A 25,557-nucleotide genomic window follows, 5' to 3' on the forward strand; every position below is an offset into this window, starting at 1 on the left:
TTTTTGGATGTTTTTGATCAATCTTTCAGTTTTTTCTTGTTATTTTCATCTACCAAGCGATCTAATGGACTGAGTATCTTATCAGTTGCCATCTTCGAAACATGCGTGTATATTGTAGTCGTTTTAATACTAGCATGACCTAAGAATTTTTGAATGTATCTAATGTCTGTGCCACTTTCTAATAGATGGGTGGCAAAACTATGGCGTAAGGTATGTACAGTAGCACTTTTCGATAATCCGGATTTTTTTAGTGCTTGTCGCATTACTGATTGCGCACTACCAATGCTGTAGGGTTCCCCTGCATATTGCCCTTCAAAAACATATTTATTGGGTTCGTATAATGTCTTATAAAGCTCCAGTGAACTTACAATAGAGTAGGGCAACATCACCAGGCGGTCTTTCTTGCCCTTGGCATTTTTAATATGAATTTTATGCTCGGCAAATAATATATCGCGCCACTCTAGAGTTACAATCTCACTTACACGTAGGCCTGCACCATAGCCTATTAACAATAATAATTTGTGTTTTGGGTTGTCTACAGCTCTGAAAATTTGTAGACATTCTTCCATGGTTAATACTGCCGGTAATTTTTTTTCACTTTTTGGTCGAGGAATTTTTAGTTCAAAGCCTTTTTGATGTTCAATTTGCTGATAATAAAATAATAAAGCATTTACCATATTGTGTCCGGAGGAGGCTGATAAACCGCGCTCCATAATGGAAGCCAAGTATTTTATGATTTCTTTTTGTGTAATGGTGTGAGGATCTCTAAACTGGTGATCCCGCAGGAATTTTAAAAAGGAACTGGTATACGTTCGCATCGTGGAACTACTGTAATTAAGCGCCAATATAGTGTCTACCATTAACGTAATATAGTCATGTGCTGCATCAGGAACTTGGTTGAATAGTTGCGCTTTGGTTTTACTTAAATCGAGTTGTTTCCTGTTAGGTAAGTTTTGTTTCAATAAATACCCTTTAGGAAGCCGGTTGTTAATTAGTACTTTATGAGGCTCAAATTGCATTCCCATGGCCTCATATACACTAGGTGCGGCAGGAAGTAAATAACAGTCTTTGATGGTACTAAAACGAGCCATAGAGAACCGTTTTATTTTTTCTCGCAATACAAGAAATGGTGGTACATACACTTCCATCCATTTCGGGTCTTCTGGATGTGGTTTTACTATAATCGATTCAGATGTAAAGACCGTTTCGCTTTTGTAAGAATCATTTTCAGGAAAAAAAGAGGATGCGCCAAGTATTTTTTCAACTTGCAATTTTACATTAGTGTTCCTTAGCACCATGTAAACCTTATAATTGGCATTCCAATAGACTCCTTTTGTGGCCAATAATTGCCTGCTTATTGCCTGATAATACTGCATCTTGAAAACCCAATACTTACCTAAATTAGGCAGTAATTCTAAACGCATGTTGGGTGCTAACGAATTTGTTTTCGCTATATGTTCAGGGTTATTCAGCATTAGTGCCGAATCTAACTGAAGGTTGGCTGTGGCTATGGCTGGAAGGTCACGGCCTATGGTAAGGCCGGCCAGCGGTTGCGTTTTAGTCTTTTTTGGGTTGTCAATAACCAAATCATCAAAGGTTTGACTTATGAGCTTGTAATTTACAGCATTGTAATCAAAATACCAACAACGGAGCGACTGGCTATAGATTCCTCCCAATTTTTTTAATTGAGAAATAGTCCCACTATCATAGGTAAAAAAAAGTCCGATTCGATCTGCATCGCGATGCCATATCTTTTTTACAATTATTTGCATAAGGCGTATATGAAGTAACTAAAATACTACTTTATTTTAAATAATATCATATAATTTATTGATTTTGAATGGTCTATGATGAATTTTATTTCGAATAGTTAAAAATGCCTGTTTTCGCTGTCGCAAAAGGGGATCTTGCGTGAAGGATCAAAGTGGAAATCCTCCCGATTTTTTTCGGGAGATTGTAGCGTAGAGCCTGACGCTGCTGCAACGGAGTGGAAGCTGGGGCACGCCCAAAAATAGGGAATCGTGAAAGTCGTTTTCCGTTGATCGTTTATCGAACTACGAACATCGAACTACGAACATCGAACAACGTGCATCGAACAACGAAAACCGTCCATCGCAAGATAGATCATCTACTAACGAACAACGGTCAACGAAAACCGTCCACCGTTTACCGTCCATCGCAAGATAGATCAACTACTAACGAACAACGGTCAACGAATAACGGTCAACGAACAACGAACAACGAACAACGTGCATCGAACAACGGTCAACGAACATCGGTCAACGAACATCGGTCAACGAACAACGATTAACAATCGGCCATATTAACCGCGATTGCTAATCCACCCTCCGAAGTTTCTTTGTACTTATTGTTCATATCCTTAGCGGTTTGCCACATAGTATCGACTACTTTGTCCAATGGTACTTTGGCGTTTTTTGGGTCGGTTTCAAGGGCGAGTTCGGCGGCATTGATGGCTTTTATAGCACCCATCGTATTGCGTTCGATACATGGAATTTGGACTAAACCACCTATAGGGTCACAGGTCAATCCTAAATGGTGCTCCATGGCAATTTCGGCGGCCATCAATACTTGTTCGGGTGTTCCACCCATCAGTTCACAAAGTGCCGCTGCAGCCATAGAGGAGGAAACGCCTATTTCGGCTTGGCAACCACCCATAGCGGCTGATATGGTTGAACCTTTCTTGAAAATACTGCCTATTTCTCCTGCTACGAGTAAGAATTGTTTGATTTCTTTTGGGCCCGCATTGTGGTTTTCAATTACCAAATAATACATTAAAACGGATGGAATTACTCCAGCACTACCATTTGTAGGTGCGGTTACAATGCGGCCTAGTGCTGCATTGACTTCGTTTACGGCCAAGGCAAAACAGCTTACCCATTTTAGGATTTGGCGAAACTTCACTTCGGTCAAGCGTATTTGTTCTAACCAAGTTTGTGGATTACTATAATTAGACAATCCTATTAAATTTTGATGCATATCAAACGCTCTTCGGCGTACATTTAATCCACCCGGAAGGATTCCTGAAGTATGACATCCTATGTACATACATTCGAGCATGGTGTTCCAAATGCGCATCAATTCATGATCGATTACTTCCTCCGTGCGCATGGATTTTTCGTTTTCATAAACAATCTCCGAAATGCTTTTATTTTCGCTTTTGCAAAAGGCTAATAGCTCAGCCGCATTATTGATCATGTAAGGGAAAGCACATTTTATTTTGATTTTTTCCTTGGCGTTAATGCGTTCTTCTTTTACTACAAATCCACCACCGATGGAGTAGTAGGTAGCCTCATATGCAATCTCGTTTCCAATAAAAGCAGTAAATGTCATCCCATTAGAATGAAAAGGAAGAAACTCTTTATTGAACGTAATATCATCAGCGAACTGATAGGGTATTGGATATTGATTTCCTAAATTGATTAGGTGGGTATCTTTAATGATTTTTATAATTCCATCGATGTTTTCCACCGGAATATATTCTGGGTCTTGACCGCTAAGTCCTAGCATCACTGCCAAGTCAGTCGCATGCCCTTTGCCTGTTAACGACAAGGAGCCATATAAGTCGGTTTTAATTCGCGTAACAGTAGGTAAAAGGTTTTCCTCTTTCAATTCTTGCAAGAAGCGTTCAGCGGCACGCCATGGGCCTAAAGTATGAGAACTTGATGGTCCAATACCAATTTTAAGCATGTCAAAAACTGAAATACACTCTTCCATATGTTGCGAATTTTTTTAAACAAATATAATTGAAATTAGCAATGAATTACCTTTAACAGCAACAAAGATGTAATAATTATTGTGTTTTAAGGTTTTATTATGATTATTCTTTAATAAATCAAATAAAAAAATAGTATTGTAAATTTTGAAGCTATTGGTAATTAAAGTAATAGGTCTAAAATGGATATCCAATAGCCAGATTAAATACTAAATTGTCATTTCGCCAAGATCCACTTCCAAAATTTACTTTGTCCAATACCCAGCGTTGACCATCGGGCAAGTACGGTTTACGTATAGGAAAAGCAAGATCCGTTCTCAGGACCAGAAACGAGAAATCAAATCGCAATCCAGCACCTACACCCACAGCGAGTTCGTTTAAAAAGTCTTTAGAGAATTTGGCGCCCGGTTTGTCTATGTTGTCTTTTAAAAGCCATATATTTCCGGCATCCATGAACAAAGCTCCTTTAACCAATCCGTAAATTTTTGCTCTATACTCTGTATTGAATTCAAGTTTTAAATCTCCTGATTGATCCGGTAAAAAGGTATTGGCATTCGTTGATCCATCAAAGGTTCCAGGACCAATAGAGCGTGCTCTAAAGGCTCTAATACTATTCGTACCACCATTAAAAAATTGTTTGATGAATGGCATTTCATTTGAGTTGCCATAAGCAAAACCTGCTCCCACGATAATTCTACTAGCGAGTTGTGATTCGGCACCTAATTTTAGGTAATGCCTGAATTCATTTTCTACTTTTATAAATTGACTAAATGGTACCTTAAATACTTTAACGGTATCTCCTGATTTTATATTAGCACCGGATAGTAATCCTGTTATATTCCCAGCGAGGTCAATACTTCCCTTGTAATAAAAGGTATTCTTTTTTCTTTTCTCCATGGTATTAGTATACGTATAGGAGTAAGTAGGACCAAAAATCAATTGTTTTTCGATTACTTTTCCAAGTGATGCATTGGCAGCAATTTGTTCGCGATACAAAGCCGTAACATTTTGTGGACTGGCAAAGGTGATCTCAGTGACATTCAACAAGTGTTCTTTGCGTTCATTCTCTTTCCATAAATATCCAAAAGAACCTTTGAAGGTTTGCAAGGAATATAATTTGGTTCTGTTTTGAAACTCATATCCTAGTGTTGCTTTTGTTTTTGGAACAAAACCACTGGAAGATTGAAATTTAAAAGGAGCAATAAGGCGCGGCCAAATTAAATTAGCCTCTGTTCCAAAACGGTATACATTAAACCCATTATTTTGTCCAGATACCTGTACTTCAACGCCACCAAATGCTGATATTGTAAGCTGTTCCGCACCTTTCCATAAATTACGATTGCTCCAGTTTACATTGAGTTCTGTTCCAGTATAATTAGCTGAATTGGTTTTGGCCAACACTTCTACACGAATGGATTTCTTAGGCAAAGGAGTCAAATAATAATAGGCATCGAGATAATTACTTATCGTATCTGCTACTTTAAACTGGTTTTTTACAAACTTGAAAGTGCCTAAATTGACTAATCGATTTAAAGATAAATTGTGGTTGGTGCGGTTGTAATAATCCCCTTTTTTAAAATAAAGCGTTCGGTCAAAAATGCTGGGATTAAATAAATGTTCGTTATCTATAATCGTAAAATCCTTGTAATGAACAATTGAATCACTGTTGCTGGAGGCATTATCTGTATTAATGGAATAATTAGGATACACGACCACTTTATTGATCTTGTATTGCTCTTTGGACAGTTGGGGCGCATCTGTTTTTATCTTCACGATCAAATCTACTTGATGATCGGCTACTGTACTGTCTACCTGTACGAGCAAATAATCAGGATTGAAATAATAGAATCCTTTTTCTTTGAGTCGGGTATCAATTCGTTCTCTTTCGGTTTTAATAACTTCTAAACTGTATCCTTCTCCTTTTTTTAATAAAGAGCGTCTTTGTGTTTTACGCACTGCTGCAGCCACAGCCGATGAATCTTCGGGAAATTTTACGTCTCTAATAAAGTAACGTTTGTTTGGTGTAACAGTATACGTCGCTTTTGCTTTTTTTCCCGTTCTCGTGGAATCAGCAGTGGATTTTACATTGAAATACCCTTTGTTTTCACTATAGTTTTGTAAAACACTTTTGTTGTATTCTAGATCTACTTTACTGTATAAAACAGGTGCTTCCCCTAGTTTGGTTTTGATCCAGTAGCGAATTCCTTTTTCTTTTTTTGGCTGTCCCGCCAAATTATAAAAGAACAGTTTGGGCCTCATCCCTAGAAAGGAAGAATTGGGTTTTGGCCTTACCAAAAGCTCTAATTCTGATTTTAGTGCTTTGCGTTCCTTTTTAGCAGGTTCATTTCCTTCTATTTTAATTTTTGCACCTGTATAAAGCAGTTCTCCTTCGGGTAAATATTTAGTACCACTGCATCCAGATAGGAACAAGATGACAAAAAGGAAATAGAGTAGTGGCGCTTTGTTTTTCATAATGCTATAGGTAGGATTCATTATTTCTTTTTGTTTTTCTCTTTTTGAGTTTTACTTTTTTGAAATAATTCTTTAAAATGATTGTAATCTAAAGTGATAATAAAAGCAATTCCTGTTTCTATTACTTGTCCTTGCAGTGCCACTTGGTATTTGTTTAAACGGTAGGCTTTTAACTTGTATCGTCCATCTTTAGACAATTGATATTCAACAGATACGTCACCCGCAATGTTATTGTTAGTTTCATTGGTTTGTTGTGGCCCTTCCAGCCCAAAACTGCTCCCAACGGTTACTTTCAATCGATCGTTCAGTAATTTTTTAGAAATCCCTACATTCAAATCGGTTTTATTTTCAAGTTGTCCCGTGGTATAATCTTCGGTTGAATTTAAATCAAAATTCAATTCGACACCGCTAATTAAGTTTCCGGCCAAATTGTTCAGTTGTTGCGATAGGATTTTACTGGCACTTTGTCGCGCTATGGATGTCAAAGAACTACCACCAGCTTCACTAGCAAAAGGATTTTCACCTATAAAACGATTCAATAGCAGTAACGCAAATACTTGCTTGTTGAGTTCGTCTGGTTGCTGACGCAATTGCGTTAATTTAGCTTGAGTTGTATTGATAATTTCGGTGGATACACTATTGTTTCCATCGGGCAAAATAATATCAAAACTGATGACGGGTTTCATTAGCTCCCCAGTCATTTTTAATTCGGTTTCAAAAGGGATTTTTTGTTTGTAGGTATTTCTTACTTCTGCCGAAACATTAGCCAATTGGTCATCAATAAGATCAATAGGAGCAGCCTGATTTTTGTAAACAGCAGTTATATTAATATCTGCCGATGTTGGTTCGCCTGTCCATAGAATATAACTACCGCTCTTAATATCGAATTTTCGTTTGATAAAATTAAAATTCATTTCATAAGCTCCTTCTTTTAGCTCATATCTTCCTGTTAAGGTCGTTTTTCCTGAAGGATCAATTCCACCATTTAACTGCGCTTCTCCTTTTAATTTTAAAAAGTCACCATTGGATTTGTCAATTACAATAGATAATTCGGCCTCTTTATCGACTTCTATATTGACCGATGCATTGATTCCTTTTATTTCTGTTTTACTTAAATTTTCATCTACAGCAATGGTTTCAATCATCGAAGGATTGTCTTGGTCAATAAATTCCACAATTCCTTCTCGATCCGCGATGGATGGATCCGATTGTGGCATTACAATAGTCAGTTTGGTGTCTTTATTTACTTTTATATCTCCATCTACAATAGGATTATTGAAATCTCCTTTTATTCTTAAATGGTTGTCTAAATATACTTCTCCATAATACAAAGGATTGTCTTTCTCTTTGGAATTTAAGGCTTTGAAATTTGTGGCATCTAATGTTAGATCAAAACCGAAATTATTGAAATTTGCACTATTGATTTTTCCGTTAATAACTAAATCATTGTCTTTCTCATCTTTAATGGTAAAATGATCAAATAGAATGGCATCATTGGTAAACGAAACGGCATCATTCATGGACTTAAATGTGGCGTTGAGTGGCGTTACTTTGAATCCGATATCATTCAATTTTAAGTCACCAATCATTTTAGGTTGATCTGTAGTTCCTGTTATTTTAAATTTACCATTAAAAAAACCAGTACTTTCTTTTAGGTTATCCAATGTAAATCCTTGAATGCTTTTCAGATTTAGTTTTACAATATCCAGGTTGAAGTCCATTGCACCATTTCCTATTTTGTAAGTTCCATCTAAATTCACTTGATTGTCCTGACCTGTTATAGCTACTTTTGCATTATAACTGTTGGCAACGATATTATCCACTTGAATATTGATTGTCCCAACGGTGTCTTTTTTAAATGCAAAATCAGAAATGGTAAGATTAGAAGTAAAAACAGGCGTTTGATTTAAATTTTTTAGTAGAACCGCACCATTTGTAGTTCCACTAATGGTTAAGTCACTTTTTTCGGCAATGCTAGTCAGCGTCTCTAGTTTAAAATCTTTGAAATTAATAGCCAGTGGCGCATTTGTTTTTTGAGATTCAGATTGCAATTCAATGCTACTCCCGTCTTTGCTTAGTTTAAGCTGGTTAGCATACAATCCTTTAGGACCAAAACGGATTACATTATCAGGATCTATATTCCAGGATTCGTAATTAAGCAATAGGTTTTTTGGATCAAAATGAAGGTCATTATTTCCATTTTTAGCCTCAACTGTACCAGCAATCAAATACCTTTCTTTGTCTTTTAAGTCTTTTAATTGTAAAACATAATTGGCAGTATTGTTTTGTATTTTACCAGTTAGGGAAGTGTACGGCAGTTGAAATTGAGTGTTTTGTAAATCATCAACCATTAAGTTGTATACCAAAGAATTGTCTTTAGTATCTATTTTAAAAACGGCATTTGTCACTGTGTTTCCTCCATAAATAACTTTTGGAATGGCGGCATTCAAAACAATAGAATCATTTATGGTATTGTATCTTCCAGAAATAGCTATAGGTTCCAGGCTCTTTAAATTAGGAATTAATTTCACTAAAAGCGGACTGTCAGCAATTCCAATTTTGAATTCCAATTGCTGCTTTTCAACTGCTTTAGTTTTCGAATATGAATCTGTTGAATAATATTTTGAAATAGACTGAGACAAGGCAGCACCAATTTTAGATAGTTTGTATTTTCCGTTTACGCTAGCAGTCATAAATGGAGATTTTAAATCCAAAGTATTTTTATCAGCAGTAGAAGTGGCAATTAAAGTAATGGAATCGGTGACATATTGCGTTGCCTCATCAGCAACGGTTAAGTTTAAAACAGTAAATTTACCATTGAGGTAATCCAGATCAGCTGATTGAATATCAGCTTGTACAGTTCCTCTTATTTTTAGTGGACCAGCGTGCAGGTTTAACTTTTCAAGGTCAGCAATATCAATATTAAGGTTAATGGTACCAGCGGGATATTTATCTTTAAAACTACCGCTGCTCACTAAGTCAAAAGTAAGATTGGGATCAGGGCTGCTTGCATTTATTTTATATAAACCATTATGAATGGCGCCTTTTAAATCCAAGTTTTGATAGGTATATTTATTGTAATATAGTTTTTGAATGGTCCCGCTTATGGATGTATTTGCTGTTTTGGGATCAAAACCTGTTCCTTTAATAGTAGCATTTAAACTGATTTTACCAATATCACTATTTTTTATCAATTTGCCTAAATCAAAATTAGTCAGTTCTGTATCTAGATTGTACTTTTCTTTGTTTTTAATTTGTTGGTTGTACTGCCCCTTAACGGTAGCATTTCCATAACTACTCCCTAAAACGAGATCGGTATAGAAATCATTTAGCGTTCCTTTAAATTTTCCTACGGCATTAAATACGGCCGGAAGTGCAATGGTATTAGGAATCGTTTCTTTTGGAATAAATTCGTTTATATCTTTAGAAGTGGTTTTGAATTCATTGATGACCAAATCAAAATGCGCTTTATTGACATCAGGTAAACCTGTTATTGTACCACTGGCATTTACTTTAGTCGTTCCCAAGCCACTTACTTCTAGTTTTGGTATTTTGATGTTATTGAGCTTTCCACTGACTTTACTGTCAATAAGAAGGATGGCGTTAGGATTACTATCAAACGGCTTTGTAGTGGATAATGTAGGAACAAAAATTAAAATGTCTTTAAAACCAATACTGCTTTTTTTCAAATTGGCAATCAGACTTAGATCACCTAAATTTTTCGAAATATTTGCTATGGATTCATAGCCAATTTGGATTTCGTTTTGTAATTGGGTTTGGGGAGTTTTGAGATATAAATTTTTAAAGAAAGCATTCTTTCTTCCGTAGAACACATCCGATTTTAAAGCGAGTATATTTAACCCACTTTTTTCCTTCCCTTTGAATGAGTCAATATTTGCAGAAATACTGATGGGGCTATAACGGAAGTTTTTGGCTTCGGTACTTAAGGATGAAAATTTCAGATGGTTGTAATCAATCCCTTTTTCTAGGACAGTAGCATTATAATTGTCATAAATAAAACCCACTCTTTTTAAACTAAGTTCCCTTATTTTTACTTCCCAATTATTAGAATCAGTAGCTGTTGTACTAGTAGCAACTATTTCTTTTAGCTTTCCAAATGCTAAATTTCCTTCGGCATCGGCTAGCGAAACTTTATCAATTAATAAAAATTGGTTGTTGATATCTGTTTTATCAAATTTTACCAATAGTTTTTTTAAGGAAAGGGTAGTGGTTAATTTACTTTTTTCATCTTGGTAGTCAATGGCAATTTTAGACAAATCTACTTCTCCTAGTCCAATGTTGAAATTCGATTTAGATGCTGTACTATTTGCTACACTGGTAATTTCTTTTGGAATTCCTTGTTTTAGCTTTAGCTTCAATCCTTTGATTTTGATTTTTGGAACCTCAAAATTCATTTGCTCCAAATCAAAAGTTTTGATTCTCGTTTCTAAATGCCTTAGTTTTAGTGTTAAATCATTTTTAGAAAATGCATCAGTATATTTTAGGTTTATGGTGTCTAGATTGACTTCATCCAATGAAAAAATCATTGGTGTGCTGTCTTTGGGTTGTTTATCTGGGGACGCAAAAGCTTTGATTATATAATCGAAATTAAAATCTCCTGTTGCATTTCGGTTTATATTTGCCGTGATTCCATTTAAATCAATAGAATTAATAGCAACCGTATTATTTATTAGTTGCCACATACTAATATCAACTGCTATTTTTTTACCAGCCAAAAGCGTATCTTTTTTTTGACCTTCAAAATAAATGCCTTCCAGGATGATTTTTTTGGGAAACTCAATTTTTAAATGGTTTATGGAAACTTTAGTTTGAATTTTTTCTTGGATATAGGATACCACTTTTTGTTTCGCAACGTTTTGTACCGAAGGAATTTGTATGAGGATTAGAAGTATTAAAAACAAGCTAAAGATTGTTCCTACTATCCAAATAAATAACCTTAAACTCTTTTGTAAGTATTTTTTCAACTGTTGTTGTTTTAGATTTAAAATTGTCAGAATAAACTGAAAACCTCTTTTTAAATTTAAAATTGAATTTTACACAAAGATGAAAATTAATATTCATATTGGCTTATAAAATTTAGAGTAAATCTTATAAAATTTTTTGAATTTAATTTTCTATATACAAGTAGTTTTAAGTTTTATACACGGGAATTTCATTAAAGTCTTCAGCTAGTTTTTCTTTCAGTAGAAAATCTTTTATAGCCATAAACATAGCTTTATTTGAAGTGAAAAGTTCTCTGTTGAAATTGATAACTGTGGTAATATCTATATCTTCAATTGGCGCATTTTGTACCTCTGAATAAAAAGTGTTTAGTGCCGATGTATAATTGATTTGTATGGAATTAAATAAGCTTTGTAATTTTTCAAATGTAATTTGATTTTTTTCCGTTAAATAGGAGTTCAACTCCATATAAAGGATTTTAGTTTCTTCTTTATGATGGATAAAAAATTGGTACTTGATATCTTTAGAAGAATGACTTAGATTCGAAATATTAGTTCCAATATCCTTAACGCTTTTTACAGCATGCATTGCAGATCGCACTGCTGATATTAATTGGTTGATTTCGGAATATTCTTCTGTCTGTAATTTGGGTCTTAATTTCAAATAAAAAATTTGTAGTTCCCCTTGCAATTGTTTTAAGAAATCATATTGATCTTCTTTAGTTTTAGAGAAAAATTTATGTTTATCATTGATGCTTTTAAATACAGCATTTTCCCGAAAATCGTGAGTGTCAATTTTGAACAATTCCATATTGAATAGCATGGAATTATGTATAAAATAGTTGGTTTCTCTTCTAAATAAATCCAATGCTGTTATGGGCTCAACAATCGAGGCATGAGTAATAAAAGCAGCGGTATTTCCATTAAGATCTTTGAAAAACCGTTCTAGAAATTGCGCAAAATTATCAAGGAAAGGAAGGAAAAAAAGGATAGAAAATAAGTTGATTAGACTTGAAAAAGTGACTAAACCAATCAGTGGATTTTTAATATTGAAAACATCCGTAATAAGACTCAAAATAGGTTTTAACAAGATAAAAGCAAACACAGTAACAAAAACATTGAATAGAAAATTACCCAAAACAACTCGCTTTTTAGAAGCATTACCGCCAATAGCTCCTAACACAATTTTTATGGTTGTCCCTGTTTCTGATCCCAATACAATAGCGGCAGCAATTGGAAAACTTAACGCTCCAGCATGAAGAGCACTAAGAGTTAATGCCATAGTAACTGAGCTAGATTGAACTAGCATGGTTATAATAAATCCAATAACTAAGAAAATGATTAATGGCATTTCGGCATATTTTGAGAAATCAAAAATCTTAACTTGCGCTTCCATTGCCGTTTTCATAAAAGAAAGTCCAATGAACAATAATCCAAATCCGAAAAGAAAAAAAGCAATGTATTTAATGGTTTTCCGGTTACCCAATAGGATTAAAAGTAAACCACCCACACAAACGGCGGGATAAGCTACTACTTCAATATCAGTTTTAAAACCTAATGTAGCTACTAACCAGCTATCGAGCGTGGTTCCAAGATTAGCACCCAAAATTATAGCCATCGCATTTTTCATCGTAAATACACCTGCACCTACGAAGGCCAAAACCATAAAGGAAACCATAGAACTACTTTGAAGAATGGCTGTTACTATTGCTCCACCAGTTACAGCTCCAATCTTATTTTTTGTAATGCGTTGTAGAAATAGTTTGAAACTACGACCCGACAAATTTTTGAGAGATTCTTCTAGCAAGTACATGGCAAAAAGGAATAATCCTACACCAGCAGCAAGTTTAAAGAAATGGTTGAGCGTATCCATAAGACATAAATAGACTTAAAGATAAGAATAAAATTATTGAAAACTGTTCTTAAGGTTGGATTTAAGCGGACTTGAAATGCTTTATTATGCAAGCGGGAATTACTATTTAGAAATAATCATTCCCTTTAATGACCAAAGAATTGCTAACACCTCTTTTTTTGAATCTTCATCAATATTATGTTTATCTAAAACACGAAAGATATCCTCCATGACATGCATGTACTCTCCTCGATTTACATTCATGCCAGTGTGGGCTGTACTCATATCTTTGCCACTATAAGTTGCGGGACCTCCGCTACCTGCGCTAAAAAATTCAATAGTGTGCTTTTTAATGTTTGCCAATTCTTCTGGATGGTCCCTAAAGGGTATAAATCGAGCATTTATTGCAGGATTATTCATGTGTTCTTCAACCACATCATTGACAATTTGTGTAATTCCAGAATTTCCTCCTAAGCGATCGTAAAGTAAAGTCGTCATAATAGTATTTTTTATGATTAAACAATAGAACAATAGTAGTTTTGATATTTGAAATAAGATAGTAGTATTCTTGGGGAGAAGTTAAAGCGCTATTTTAGCTTTACTAAGTTACTCATTTTTTTAAGTAATAGAGTATTTTAAATAAAAATATAATTATAGAATTCTGATAATTAATTATTTAACTGTTGTAGTGCTATTTTTATTTCGGTTGTAGGCCTATGGCATACTTTATCTTTACAAATATAAATAGTGGTCTGTTTTGGGGTTAATTTCTCCTCTAATAATGCTAATTGAAATAGAACTAATGCAATTGTCTTTCACTCTTGCGTTTGTTTAATTGTACAGTTAAATCTTTTATGGTTTCTGCTACTGCAGCTTCTAAAGTTTCCTCGTTAGAAGAGGCAAAAATTGGAGGTCCAGGACAGCTAATAGTAACATCGCACAATTTCCCTTTTCCATTTGTGTCTTTTTCCTCTTTGAAAAATACTTTTGCTCGAATAATCCAGTCAAAGTGTTTGTATAATTGGTCCAGTTTTTCCAATACAAGATTTTCTGCAATTTTGTTTTTTTCTGTATTAACAAATTGAATCGTAGTTTCCATACTATTTATTTTTAGGATTAAACAATAAAATTAATAGGTATTGAGGCAAAACAAACGGAATAATTACAGATGTGTTTTTAGTTGTATTTGAAAAAAGGTTTTGCCTTTAAATGTAGTATTCAAATTTACGATTTTAATTTGCAGAAATAAAGGATATAACACTTTAATACGCTAATAATAAGTGGATTTTCATGTTTTTGGTAATGATCAAAAAAAGAACCACAACGTTTATAGTTGTGGTTTCTTACTATTGATTTATCAATAGGCTTATCCTTAATAATCAGAATACTCTGTTGGATATAAAAAGGTAATATCCATATGGGATATATTATTTTTGTACTTTTCCATAGCTATCAATTCTTTCCATTCTGGTGATGCTGAAAAAGCTTTCCAGTGGGCATCACGACTTTCTTGATCTGCAAAAGTGGTCATGTACATCAAGTTGGGCATCTTGGCTCCTGAAAGTACTTGGCCATAAAAAACAGCATTAAATTGAAGGCGGTTAAAAAGTTTAACTTCACCACCAGCATTAAACATGTCCACTTTATTGGCATGAATAGCTTCAGTAGGAGATTCGTAACTTCTTAATTCATACACTCGTTTGTCTCTAGGACTGTCAAGTGCTGGAGTAATTAAAAAAGGGTGATCTGTAAAAGCTTTTAATAAAACTGATTCAATGCGTAGGTAAGGGGTCTGCTTATAATTGGCATTTAAATAGGCTGCTCCCGCCGATAAATAGATTTTGTCTTTGGATAATTTCTCATCAAGATTTAGAAATTGATCCATTGATTTAAAAGGAATTACGACAATTATTTTTTTTAGGGTATCTGTATCAGTAGCATTTGCTTTCGGTTTAAAAACGCCAATATTCTTAATTCCCAGTCTTTTTAAACCAGGCAAATAGGCTTCTTTCAAGAATTTATCGGTAGCTTGAACTTGCTCATCTGAATGTAAGATATACGTTTTGAGCTGGTAGAATTCTCGTGATTGGTTTGTTTTGTTAATTGATTTAAAACTTGTTATTGCAAAAGCAAGAACCACAAGAAATAGTATTTTGGTTGTTTTCATAATAAATTTGATTAATTTTTAAACGGTATTATTTTTTAGTAATAGAATAGTATGAGGATTCTTTTCAGCTTAAAGCAAATTTTACAGCAGCAGCCGAATGTATTATTGCGGTGTCAAAAACAGGAACAGTGACATCTTCTTGTTGAATTAACAATGGAATTTCAGTACACCCTAGAATAATTCCTTCAGCACCATTTTCTATTAATTTATTGATAATAGCAATGTAGCGCTTTTTAGAATTGGGGTTAATGATACCTTTTCCCAATTCATTGTAAATGATATCCTGAATAAAATCTCGATCTTCCGCATCTGGGATAATAGCTTCAATATTTTGGTCGTTGAGTTTTGAACTAAAAAAATTAAGTTCCATGGTGAACTTAGTACCTAGAAGTCCCACTTTGGATAAATGGTGTTTTTTTATTTTTTTTGCCGTTTCAGTAGCAATATGGATAACGGGAATGTTTATTTTTTGCTCAATTCGGTCCGCAAGGAGGTGCATTGTATTTGCACATAAAAGAATCGCTTCCGCACCGCTTTGTTGTAAGTTTTCACATGCTTCGGATAGCATGATAAAAGTTGATTCCCAATCGTTATTATTGTTGTTTCTTACAATATCGGCATAGTTAAAGGAATGGATGATGCATTTGGCAAAATTGATACCACCCAGTTCTTTGTTAATGCCTTCATTTATAAGTTTATAATAATCAGCAGTTGAAACCCAGCTAATTCCACCGATAAGACCTAATGTTTTCATCTCTTTTAGTTATATTTTATTATCCCTTTTCATAAATCAGGACTTGAGTTGTTTTTTTATAAAAGTATAAAAAAAACTATAACTTTTTGGGTTATAGTTTTTGGGTAATTTTTTATGGTTTTATTCTAAAATTTTTCTAACAGTTAGGTGGTTTTCTTCCCCCATTTTCCATAATTCCCCAAATAAATTAACCGTTTCTCCAATTTTAAATAAGCGATATTTTTCGGGACTTCCTAGATTTGGAATACTGATTGTAGCAAAATAAAGCAGTCCATTTGTTGTTTTTATTTTGGCTGTATAGCCATCTTTTCCTCTTTCGATACTTTGAATTATACCAGTGATTTTTGCTTCGGCGCTATCTTTCTTTTTTAGTTCAAGTATTTCTTCAACTTTAATGTGTTTTTCTGTTCCCATTTTCCAAACTTCCCCTTTTACAACTATAGTATCCCCAACGGATGCTTGTTTGAATAAATGTGGATTACTCAAATTGGGAATGCTAATTGTTCCCAGATACATTTTGTTTCTTTCGTTTTTAATTGTCGCTGTGTATCCGTCTTTTCCAGATTGAATATCTGTGATTTTACCACTAACAGTCGCTGTTTTTACTGTTGAGCATGACCCCAAACTTACTAGGATAATAAGGCTTAAAATTCGTTTTTTTATTGAGAATATTTTCATGTTTCTATTTTTAATAACTATGTAATAAACGATAAAGATATGATTTGTTATTAGAAATAGGATCTACTATTAGAAATGTATTTAATTGAATGAACTTCGATACTCCAAAGGGGAAACATTGGTTCTGTTTTTGAATAATTTACTAAAAGACTGTGGATATTCATAACCCAATAGGTATGCAATTTCACTAACGGATAAAGAGGTTGTAGTCAAGATTTCTTTGGCTTTTTCAATTAACTTATCTTGGATGTGTTGTTGCGTACTTTGTCCTGTAAGAGAACGAAGCATATCACTTAAATAATTGGGTGAAACATGCAATTGCTCTGAGATGTATTGAACAGTTGGAAGGCCTAATTCGGCTACTTTATTAGTGTTAAAATAATCGGTAAGTAGTTTTTCCAGTGCAGTCAATAGGTCATTACTAGCATTTTTACGGGTGATAAACTGACGGTTATAAAATCTGTTGGAATAATTAAGCAATAATTCAATTTGTGAGATTATCACATCCTGACTAAAACCATCAATTACAGAACAATATTCAATATAAATACTTTGCATAATATCAGTAATCATTATTTCTTCTTCATCCGAAAGGTGTAACGCTTCATGTGTGGCATAAGAGAAAAAACCAAAGTCTTTAATGTTTTTTGCCAAAGAATAATTTTGAATAAAATCGGGATGTATAACTAACCATCTGCCGGATAAAACAATATCTTCTTTAACAGCGGTAGATATTACCTGACCTGGAGAAAAAAAAGTCATTATACCTTCGTCAAAATCGTAATAATTTTGTCCGTATTTCAATTTACCTTTAAAATCATTTTTGGTACAAACCGAATAAAAATTGTAAATAAAATTATTTATTTTATCATCAAAATCACATTTAATTTCATTCAAATTAATAACGGATACTAAAGGGTGCTTTGGTTTAGGTAATTCTAATAAACGATGCAACTCAGAAATGGAATTGATCACATGCGGAGCATTAGTTTCTTTTTTCATGGTACGAATTATAAATACAATAGGAAAAACCAATGGTCAAGATAGTTTTTCCTACTGTATAATTTGTTTTATTGATCGATGGCTTGCATGTTTGCAGCGTCATAACGAGCGCCGGTTATGGTTCCTAAAGGGATGGTAGTTTCTAAACGGTTTATTTCTTCAGTGCTTAATTTAATTTCTGCTGCGGCATTATTTTCTTCAATATATTTCACTCGTTTTGTTCCTGGTATGGGTATTATCCCTTTTGAAACAATCCAAGCAATAGCCAATTGCGAAGGTGTAATTTCTTTTTCATTGGCCAATGTTTTTATTTCATTTACCAACGTAATGTTTTTGTAAAATTGTTCGCCTTGAAAACGAGGTAAACTTTTTCTAAAATCATTTTCAGGAAAATCATCAATGCTTTTAATATCCCCAGATAAAAAACCTCTACCTAACGGAGAGTAAGCTACAAACCCAATTCCAAGGTCTCGAATTGTTTTTAGAATCCCAGCTTCTTCAATGCCACGCTCAAACAAAGAATATTCAGTTTGTACTGCGGTTAAAGGATAAACATTGTGTGCTTTTTTGATGGTTTCTGATGAAACTTCTGAAAGACCAATATGACCAATTTTCCCTTCTTTTACTAACTCAGCCATTGCCTGAACCGTTTCTTCAATTGGCGTATTCGGATCTAAACGGTGCAAGTAATACAAATCAATATAATCAGTTCCTAAGTTTTTAAGGGAACGTTCTACTGCTTTTTTTACATAATCCTTTTTACCATTGAATTGCCAAGTCAGTTGCTCATTGTCATCGATTTCATAGCCAAATTTAGTAGCAATAGTATATTGGTTTCTATTTCCTTTGATCGCTTTGGCGACAAGCCTTTCATTTAATAATGGGCCATATAAATCAGCAGTATCTAAAAAGTTATATCCTAGTTCTAGTGAGCGGTGAATGGTAGCTATAGATTCAGCTTCATCCGCTTTTCCATAAATATCCATTCCTGCAATTTGGGTCATTCCCATACAACCTAATCCTACTTTTGGAACATAAAGTCCTTGACTTCCCAGTTCGATTTTTTTATTGGTATTCATACTTTTTATTTAATTGTTTAATTAACAATACAAATGTCAGTCGAATACTAAATTTATAATTATCCCAATCTCTAATAATTGTATCCAAAATGAGAATCAAGGATAATTATTTGTTTCAAATCTCTTTTAAAGGCTTACAAAATCATCACTTTTAGGAAAACTACTTAACGCTTTCACAGCCATTTCTGGAGTTGGGTTGGCAATTTTTCTAAGTTTAGTATCCATCCATGCTCCATCAACTGTAATTGTAGCACATATTTGGCTTTCTTCATTCATGAATTCATGAACAATGGACCAGCGAGAAGCATCTGCTTTCATTTTGGATACTTTAGTTTGCATAAAGATGATATCAGAAAGTTTGATTTCTTTTCTAAAAACGCATTCTTCTCTAAAGAGAATTGGTCCAAAATGATTGGTTTGTAATACTTTCATGGTCAAGCCAAGGTTTTCCAAAATCTCAATACGATGTTGTGCTCCAAAATCATAATATGCACTATGACGAACATGAAAATTAGGATCTAAATCAGACCAACGAAAGGATAATTGTTTTCTAAAAGATGTCATAAATTATTTTACTATTATTATTATTATTATTATTATTATTATTTAAAAAGGATACTCCAACACAATTAAATTATTTTTTTTCCAAAATTATTTTTCAGCTTTAAATGCGCCAAAATGCCATAGAATACCCGATGGATCATGTAGGTAACATTCACTTCCCCATAGTTGCTCACGTATTGGGATTAATTTTACACCAATGTATTTAGCAGTAAGATCAAGTGCTAATAGGTTATTGTAAAATTGCGGAACATCTTCTACCTCCATAAAAATCATGGTGTTGTCAACCCAATCTTTGACATAAGCATCCTGTAAATAGAACCCTAAATTATCCAATTTGAAATAGGACATATTAGTAGCTAAAATAATCTCTTGAAATCCGAGGTCTTGATAGAATTGACGCGATATGGCATAGTTTTTTGCTCCTATGAATGGACGAATAGATTTGCCTTTATGTTCCATATTGATGGTATTATTACTTTGCACTTTCTTATTTTGTGATTTCTTCCAGCACTTTTTTTCCATTTTGATTATTAGGATCCAATTCTACTGATTTTTTATAATTTAAAATGGCACCTTTTTTATCACCGTCTTTTAAATAGGCTTCTCCTAAACTATCATATGTATTTCCTGATTTTGGAAATGATTCAACATTGAGTTTAAAAATAGCGATGGCTTCTTTTACTTTTCCCGTTTGTAAAAATTGGTATCCTTCATTATTCATTTCACTTTCATTTAGGGCATAGGTATCTGATTTTTTATTTTCGTTAAAAAAAGTAAGTCCAGATACAATTCCCCTTTCTAAAATAATAGCTACGAGCTCGCTCGCCAATGATTTTTTAGGTAAACTATATGGCGTATTGTAAAGTATGTTTCTAATGGCTGTACTTATTTCGTTTAACTTTGCACCGCCCGTATTGTTTAGTAAAACAACTAAATTTTTATCAGATGGAATTCGAGAAACTATAGTGTTAAAGCCATTTATTCCACCGCTATGCTCCACCACCGTTAAGCTGTCTTTACTTTCGCCATTAGGCACCTTATTGATAAACCAACCATAACCATAAAACCCTGGTCCTGCGGGGATATAAGAATTAAATAATAGCTCTCGGTTTTTTGTTGAAAGTAACTGTTCTGTATATAATGCTTGATCCCATAAATAGAGATCCTCAACTGTTGAATATAAGGAACCCGCAGCGTAAGGGATAGACATATCTAGATAATTGGCATTACTATAGTCTTTCCCTTTTTTCTCATAACCAGATGCTCTGTTTTTTAGAATAGTTTCTAGGTGATCATATCCTGTATTATTCATTTTAAGTGGTGTGAGAATATTATCTTGTAAACACTGTTCATAGCTTTTTCCAGAAACTTTTTCAATGATATAACCTAATAAAAAATAACCCGAATTACTGTATGCAAATTTTTCACCTGGAGTAAATTCCAATGGCAAATTAGCGAATGTTTTTACAAATGCTTCTGGACTGTACAGGTTGATGCTTACTTCTTTTACGAAATTTGGGAACGACGTATAATTTGGAATTCCAGAGGTGTGGGTGAGTAATTGATGAATAGTGATTTGATCTCCTGATTTTTTAGGATAATCAGGTAGGTACGTAGTAATAGGAGAGTCCAACTTTATCTTTCCTTGTTCCACTAATTGCAGAATTAGCATGGAAGTAAATTGTTTAGTAACGGAACCTAATCTATGCTTTGTGTCCGTTTGATTGGGAATATTCCATTCCATATTTGCCATTCCAAATCCTTTTTTATAAATCACTTTGCCTCCATCGGCCACTAGCACGGAACCATTAAACTGCCCGTAACCCGAATATAAACTCATTAATTGATCGATTTTTTCGGCTTTAGTTTGTCCATTGGAAACTGTTACGGTTGCCAGTTGAACGAAGAGAACAATAAGGAGTGTCTTGCATACAAAGTACTTGGAATGTTGATTCATGAATGGATAGTTTAAATGATTAATTCTTTGATTGATAATTTAATTTGATGATTTAGATTGTATTAAGTAGGAATTTTTTCGATGATAAGTGCATCCCCTGCAGTTGTTAAATAGGTACATGTCATTTCAATAATATCAATACGCCACTTAGCAATTCCGCATTGAGCAGCCTGTTGGCAAAAGGTAAAATAATCTGTTTGACCACTTTCATGCTTCACAAGACATTCAATAAAACGCTCTTTATTACCAGTGGGTGTGATGTATAATGGTTCGTATTTTTTATCGGTACTTACTTCGTAATCGGTATCGCTGTAATAAACAACTCTGCTATCGCTTACGATAGTATCATATCCTTTAATCCCTAAATGAATTAATTCTTGAATGTAAATTGCAAAATCAGATTCTGTTTGGACTTTATCGTACGCTTGTTTGATTTGTTCTAGAGTAAACATATATTTATTATTATTATTATTATTATTATTTAAGTTTTTCTTATTGATGAGATCCTTTTTTATTTTTTTCTCCTCGCTTTACAATTGATTTATTTCCATGGATAAAGTTAGTCAACTATTTTTAGTACGCAAACAGAAAATGTAAGGCAAAAAAAAAGAGAGTTTCATATTGAAACTCTCTTTTGCATTTAAATAAATGTAATGAATTAACGTCTGTTATTGTTTTCGTATTTATCACGCCCGTTTTGGTTGCGATCATTTGAAGCATATCTATTGTCTTTCCAATCTTTAGACTTGTTTTTATTATACTCTTTACGATTGTCTTTACGATTCTCTACAAATCTATGATTCTCTCCTCTGTATCCTTCATAATATCTAGTTCTGTCATTATTGAAGTTGTTGTACGGTTGGTTTCCATGATAGTCATTCAATGCTACTTTATAACCATTTCTGGTATCATAGTTTCTATATTGATTAGGTAAGTATCTTGAACGTTCCCAGTTCCCTCTTTCCAAATAAATATATTGATTAGCGCGAACATCGTAATAGGATTGAATGTCTGGCAAATAATAATATCCTACAGCTACATTTGCTGAATTTTGATATACAGGGGCAGTCCCTATGTTTAGACTAATTGAAATTTGTGCATTTGATGTGCTTGATACAAGTAGAATTATTCCAACGGCAATTAATTTTAAGGTTTTCATATTTTCTATATTTTAGAATTATATTTAATTTTTTTTTATTCGTTTCGTATATACATTTTCTGTAAATCCAACAACTGTGCCACAGTATTTTTTTAACATTATATTGGGCTGAAGCAGCTGAGTTGTATTACGAATTTTAGTATAATAAAATGCTGAATATAAATAAGTTGCGACTTATTTATATTCAGCATTTTAATTTATAGAAAATATTTTTTTTAATGCCTAACGGGTCATTAAACTTGAGTAAGTAATTTATTTTTATGATTTTTTTTCCGAATGTAGCTAATCTTAGGAGACGCTACACCTCTAATTTGTAATTGATGTTGTTCCGTTTGGTATTTATTAAAGTTGTCCCATTTTGGAGGGAAATCTGTTTTTTGTCCGCACATCGCGTCGACACATACATTGTTGTCTTTGTACTTCGTGTGTAGCACTGCTACAATTTTAAAGAAAAATTCATCAAGCAGTACGATGGTATCAAATTCTGCCTTAAGCGTATTACAATTTGCATCTGAAGGATTGATTAGCTGTAATAAATCCAATACTTCTTCCTTTTCTTCGGGGTTAATTTCTGTTAAATAACCATATTTTAAGGTTTTAAAAACCAAATTATTCCAAGCTTCACTATCGTGTCCCCATTTAACATCGGGAAGGTTTAAAGCATGTTCACAGATTAAGATAATAGAAAAAAGAACATCATTTAAGTAGGTTGCTGGGAATTCGTCAAGGCTTCTAAATTCAAAACCACTTTGGTACATTTTTTCCTGATTAAAATCAAGACCTACTTCAGGAAGTAATTCATATTCCATTTCCTTTTCGATTTGATCTCTCCACCAAATGTTGTCTTCTTTTTTAAATTGTAAAAGGGCTCTAAAATCATCAACTTTGTAGGTTAAGATTTTTCCTTTTGGCATTGATTTATTATAAGTACCAACTCCAATATAACGAGACATGGCATTTCGCATAGAACCTAAAGTGTAGTTTTTGTCTAAATCATGAGTATTACTAATCACTCCCATAATATCTGGGCTTCCTAGTGTGGCAATAAAAAAAGGCTCAAACCATTGCAGTAAGTAAATTGCGTTAGCATGTGTTTTATCAAAAGCAGGGTAATCAACAATTCTACTGTTTTCTGTTAGAGTAGGTAATGTGATATGGAAATGGTAGGTTCCATTATTAAACAAAACAAGATTTTCTTGATTGGTCATAAACATATTAAGACCAGTATTATAATCTGGAAAACTCAACTTTTCTTTTAGTACCGATGATTCGTTGATTTTGTCAAGGAATAACTTTTTGGTTGCTTTCAATTCATTGCAAGAATCAACGATAGTTCTATTTTCAAAATATTTAGTTACAAATTCGATAGAATCACCATCAAAATGTACAGATCCCATCGTTTTTTCTCTTTGAGTAATCATACTTTGAATATTGTACGGTTGCTTCTCTAGAAAACGTTCCATAATAGACTGCCCAATATATTCGGGATTGTCTATGGATTGCGGTTTTCCATCAGCAGCTTGATCACTATTCGTTACTGCATTTATTGCTGGTATTGTTTTGTGTTGGAAGTTGATGTCAAGCTTTTCTAAGGAATGACTATTCATCATTCGGCTCACTTTATAATTTTTGTCTGAGCTAAAAGCAGTTACTAATAAAGGCGCTATGCTTTCTGGTTTATAACATTTTCTATAATCAATACTGTATTTCTCAAAACCAATTTTTTCTTGTATAAAATCACCAGATACTATTAAGGGGTCTTCAAATTGCATGTAGGTTTCGTTTTCTAATCCAATTCCCCAATAATATTTTGTTGTCTGATTTTCTTTCATTTATACGAGTTCTTTTTTTTATGGTTAATGATTATATAATTTTTTTATAGGTGTACAAAATCGTATTAGTTGTCAATCATTTTAATGCCGTTTTGCTGCATTAGAAATAAGTATTTACAACCATTTAATCGCTTTTTACTTTTAAATTACAGGAATTTAATTTCAGTCTCAGAAAGTTTGTGTTTGTATCGACTGAATGATTGATAAGAATCCAAATTTTATAATGTTATTGTAAAATTTGAACTGCTTTTAATTTATTTTATATCAATGATTTATGTAGATAAATAGCTAAATTTTAATTTTGCCATTTTTGTGATTTTCCAAGTTGCAAAAGTACTTTATTATTATGTCATTTCCAACTAGATATTGGAATGAAAATTATGAAAAAAGAAGGAAGTTTAATTTTAAAAAAGGAAGAGTAATTTATTTAAAAAAGAAAGGCTTTAATGTGTTGATTGTGAATATTTTAATATTAAATTAAATAAAATTTTAATTATGCCAATTAGTATAGTTGAAAACTCTTTTTTTTAATTGAAAGTATTGGTCTATTTTAAGATGCCTATAAGTGTTCCTTTAATGGTATTATGTAGAACTTAAATTTAGTCATGATAGTAAAATACAAAGGAAGAATATAACGGATCATTCCACCAATCTTTTTTAACTTCAGAGAAGTAATTGTAGTTCAGTTTTCCAGCTTGTGATTGCAATGGATATAGAACTACGCCATTTTCTCGGTATGCTTTATTTGTGTCTGTTTCGGGTACAACGGGAACGATGTGTCCTGAGAGTCCTTTTTGTTTTCTTTTGGCACAAATAATGGCAACACCTCCATTGGTATTTACTTTATTTTGCATTTCTTCGACGCTAAATATTCTTTTCCAGCCAAAACTGCTTCCCCATTTCAAAAACCAATCATGGATCGCACTAGAATAAATTGTTTTTACAGTTTCATTATAAATAGCTTCTACTTCTTGTCCATCCAATATTTTTTGGATTGCTTCATCTGTCCACCAAACAGTAGGGATATAAACATTAGAAAAATAACAATAATCATAAGAATAAACATTGCAATAGGTGTCTTCTACTGTCCTTTTATAGCGAATGTTTTTAGTAACATCTAGTTTGTCGATCAGGCGAGCAATGCTCTCACGTTTTGTTGTGGGGTTTGTTAAGTCTCTAAACGGGATGCTGGAGTCACAAATGGGTTTGTACTTCATCACTGTGGAATCTAAACGGGATTGAGGATCGGGTAAAAAACCAGCAATTTTTATTCTGGGATCTGGAATTGCATCTTCAACTATTGATTTATTTGGATTGGTAGTGGTATCATTCTTCATTTTGACTAAT

Annotated in this window: 19 protein-coding genes; all 19 read right to left on the bottom strand. The window is 33.4% G+C overall.

The window, feature by feature from the left end:
* Positions 1 to 17: 17 nt before the first annotated feature.
* Complete coding sequence (locus tag AB3G33_RS11200; protein WP_367769429.1) at positions 18 to 1,772, bottom strand: tyrosine-type recombinase/integrase; 1,755 nt, start codon at positions 1,770 to 1,772, stop codon at positions 18 to 20.
* A gap of 535 nt (positions 1,773 to 2,307) precedes the next feature.
* A complete protein-coding gene (locus AB3G33_RS11205; RefSeq protein WP_367769432.1) occupies positions 2,308 to 3,735 on the bottom strand; it encodes an L-serine ammonia-lyase in 1,428 nt (475 codons plus the stop codon).
* Between the two features lie 175 nt (positions 3,736 to 3,910).
* Complete coding sequence (locus tag AB3G33_RS11210) at positions 3,911 to 6,226, bottom strand: BamA/TamA family outer membrane protein (protein ID WP_367769435.1); 2,316 nt, start codon at positions 6,224 to 6,226, stop codon at positions 3,911 to 3,913.
* On the bottom strand, positions 6,226 to 11,190 hold the full coding sequence (locus AB3G33_RS11215) for a translocation/assembly module TamB domain-containing protein (RefSeq protein WP_367769437.1): 4,965 nt from the start codon (positions 11,188 to 11,190) through the stop codon (positions 6,226 to 6,228). Before AB3G33_RS11215 ends, AB3G33_RS11210 begins: the two co-directional genes overlap by 1 nt.
* A 166-nt stretch (positions 11,191 to 11,356) precedes the next feature.
* On the bottom strand, positions 11,357 to 13,039 hold the full coding sequence (locus AB3G33_RS11220) for a Na/Pi cotransporter family protein (protein ID WP_367769439.1): 1,683 nt from the start codon (positions 13,037 to 13,039) through the stop codon (positions 11,357 to 11,359).
* Positions 13,040 to 13,141: 102 nt separating this feature from the next.
* On the bottom strand, positions 13,142 to 13,516 hold the full coding sequence (locus AB3G33_RS11225) for a group 1 truncated hemoglobin (RefSeq protein WP_367769442.1): 375 nt from the start codon (positions 13,514 to 13,516) through the stop codon (positions 13,142 to 13,144).
* Between the two features lie 301 nt (positions 13,517 to 13,817).
* Positions 13,818 to 14,117 carry an HPF/RaiA family ribosome-associated protein gene (locus AB3G33_RS11230; RefSeq protein ID WP_367769445.1) on the bottom strand — a complete coding sequence of 100 codons (300 nt, stop codon included), beginning with the start codon at positions 14,115 to 14,117 and terminating at the stop codon, positions 13,818 to 13,820.
* A gap of 273 nt (positions 14,118 to 14,390) precedes the next feature.
* A complete protein-coding gene (locus AB3G33_RS11235) occupies positions 14,391 to 15,185 on the bottom strand; it encodes an NIPSNAP family protein (protein WP_367769448.1) in 795 nt (264 codons plus the stop codon).
* A gap of 64 nt (positions 15,186 to 15,249) precedes the next feature.
* A complete protein-coding gene (locus tag AB3G33_RS11240; RefSeq protein WP_367769451.1) occupies positions 15,250 to 15,939 on the bottom strand; it encodes an aspartate/glutamate racemase family protein in 690 nt (229 codons plus the stop codon).
* 120 nt (positions 15,940 to 16,059) lie between these two features.
* On the bottom strand, positions 16,060 to 16,617 hold the full coding sequence (locus AB3G33_RS11245) for a hypothetical protein (RefSeq protein ID WP_367769454.1): 558 nt from the start codon (positions 16,615 to 16,617) through the stop codon (positions 16,060 to 16,062).
* A gap of 81 nt (positions 16,618 to 16,698) precedes the next feature.
* On the bottom strand, positions 16,699 to 17,619 hold the full coding sequence (locus AB3G33_RS11250) for a helix-turn-helix domain-containing protein (protein ID WP_367752698.1): 921 nt from the start codon (positions 17,617 to 17,619) through the stop codon (positions 16,699 to 16,701).
* A 68-nt stretch (positions 17,620 to 17,687) separates the two neighbouring features.
* Complete coding sequence (locus AB3G33_RS11255) at positions 17,688 to 18,698, bottom strand: aldo/keto reductase (protein WP_367769456.1); 1,011 nt, start codon at positions 18,696 to 18,698, stop codon at positions 17,688 to 17,690.
* A 126-nt stretch (positions 18,699 to 18,824) separates the two neighbouring features.
* On the bottom strand, positions 18,825 to 19,262 hold the full coding sequence (locus tag AB3G33_RS11260) for an acyl-CoA thioesterase (protein WP_367769459.1): 438 nt from the start codon (positions 19,260 to 19,262) through the stop codon (positions 18,825 to 18,827).
* Positions 19,263 to 19,349: 87 nt separating this feature from the next.
* Positions 19,350 to 19,721, bottom strand: coding sequence for a glyoxalase (locus AB3G33_RS11265; RefSeq protein WP_367774139.1), 372 nt, complete (start codon positions 19,719 to 19,721; stop codon positions 19,350 to 19,352).
* 28 nt (positions 19,722 to 19,749) lie between these two features.
* Positions 19,750 to 21,219: a serine hydrolase gene (locus tag AB3G33_RS11270; RefSeq protein WP_367769462.1), complete on the bottom strand. Its 1,470-nt coding sequence runs from the start codon at positions 21,217 to 21,219 to the stop codon at positions 19,750 to 19,752.
* A gap of 62 nt (positions 21,220 to 21,281) precedes the next feature.
* Positions 21,282 to 21,671, bottom strand: a complete 390-nt coding sequence (locus tag AB3G33_RS11275) for a DUF1398 domain-containing protein (RefSeq protein WP_367769464.1) — start codon at positions 21,669 to 21,671, stop codon at positions 21,282 to 21,284.
* A gap of 206 nt (positions 21,672 to 21,877) precedes the next feature.
* Entirely contained in the window at positions 21,878 to 22,378 is a 501-nt protein-coding gene (locus tag AB3G33_RS11280) for a hypothetical protein (protein WP_367769467.1), read from the bottom strand.
* Positions 22,379 to 22,611: 233 nt separating this feature from the next.
* Complete coding sequence (locus tag AB3G33_RS11285) at positions 22,612 to 24,210, bottom strand: hypothetical protein (protein WP_367769470.1); 1,599 nt, start codon at positions 24,208 to 24,210, stop codon at positions 22,612 to 22,614.
* Positions 24,211 to 24,809: 599 nt separating this feature from the next.
* Positions 24,810 to 25,547, bottom strand: coding sequence for a hypothetical protein (locus AB3G33_RS11290; protein WP_367769472.1), 738 nt, complete (start codon positions 25,545 to 25,547; stop codon positions 24,810 to 24,812).
* Positions 25,548 to 25,557: the final 10 nt, after the last annotated feature.

Source organism: Flavobacterium sp. WC2421, assembly GCF_040822115.1.
In the GTDB taxonomy this organism is placed as follows: domain Bacteria; phylum Bacteroidota; class Bacteroidia; order Flavobacteriales; family Flavobacteriaceae; genus Flavobacterium.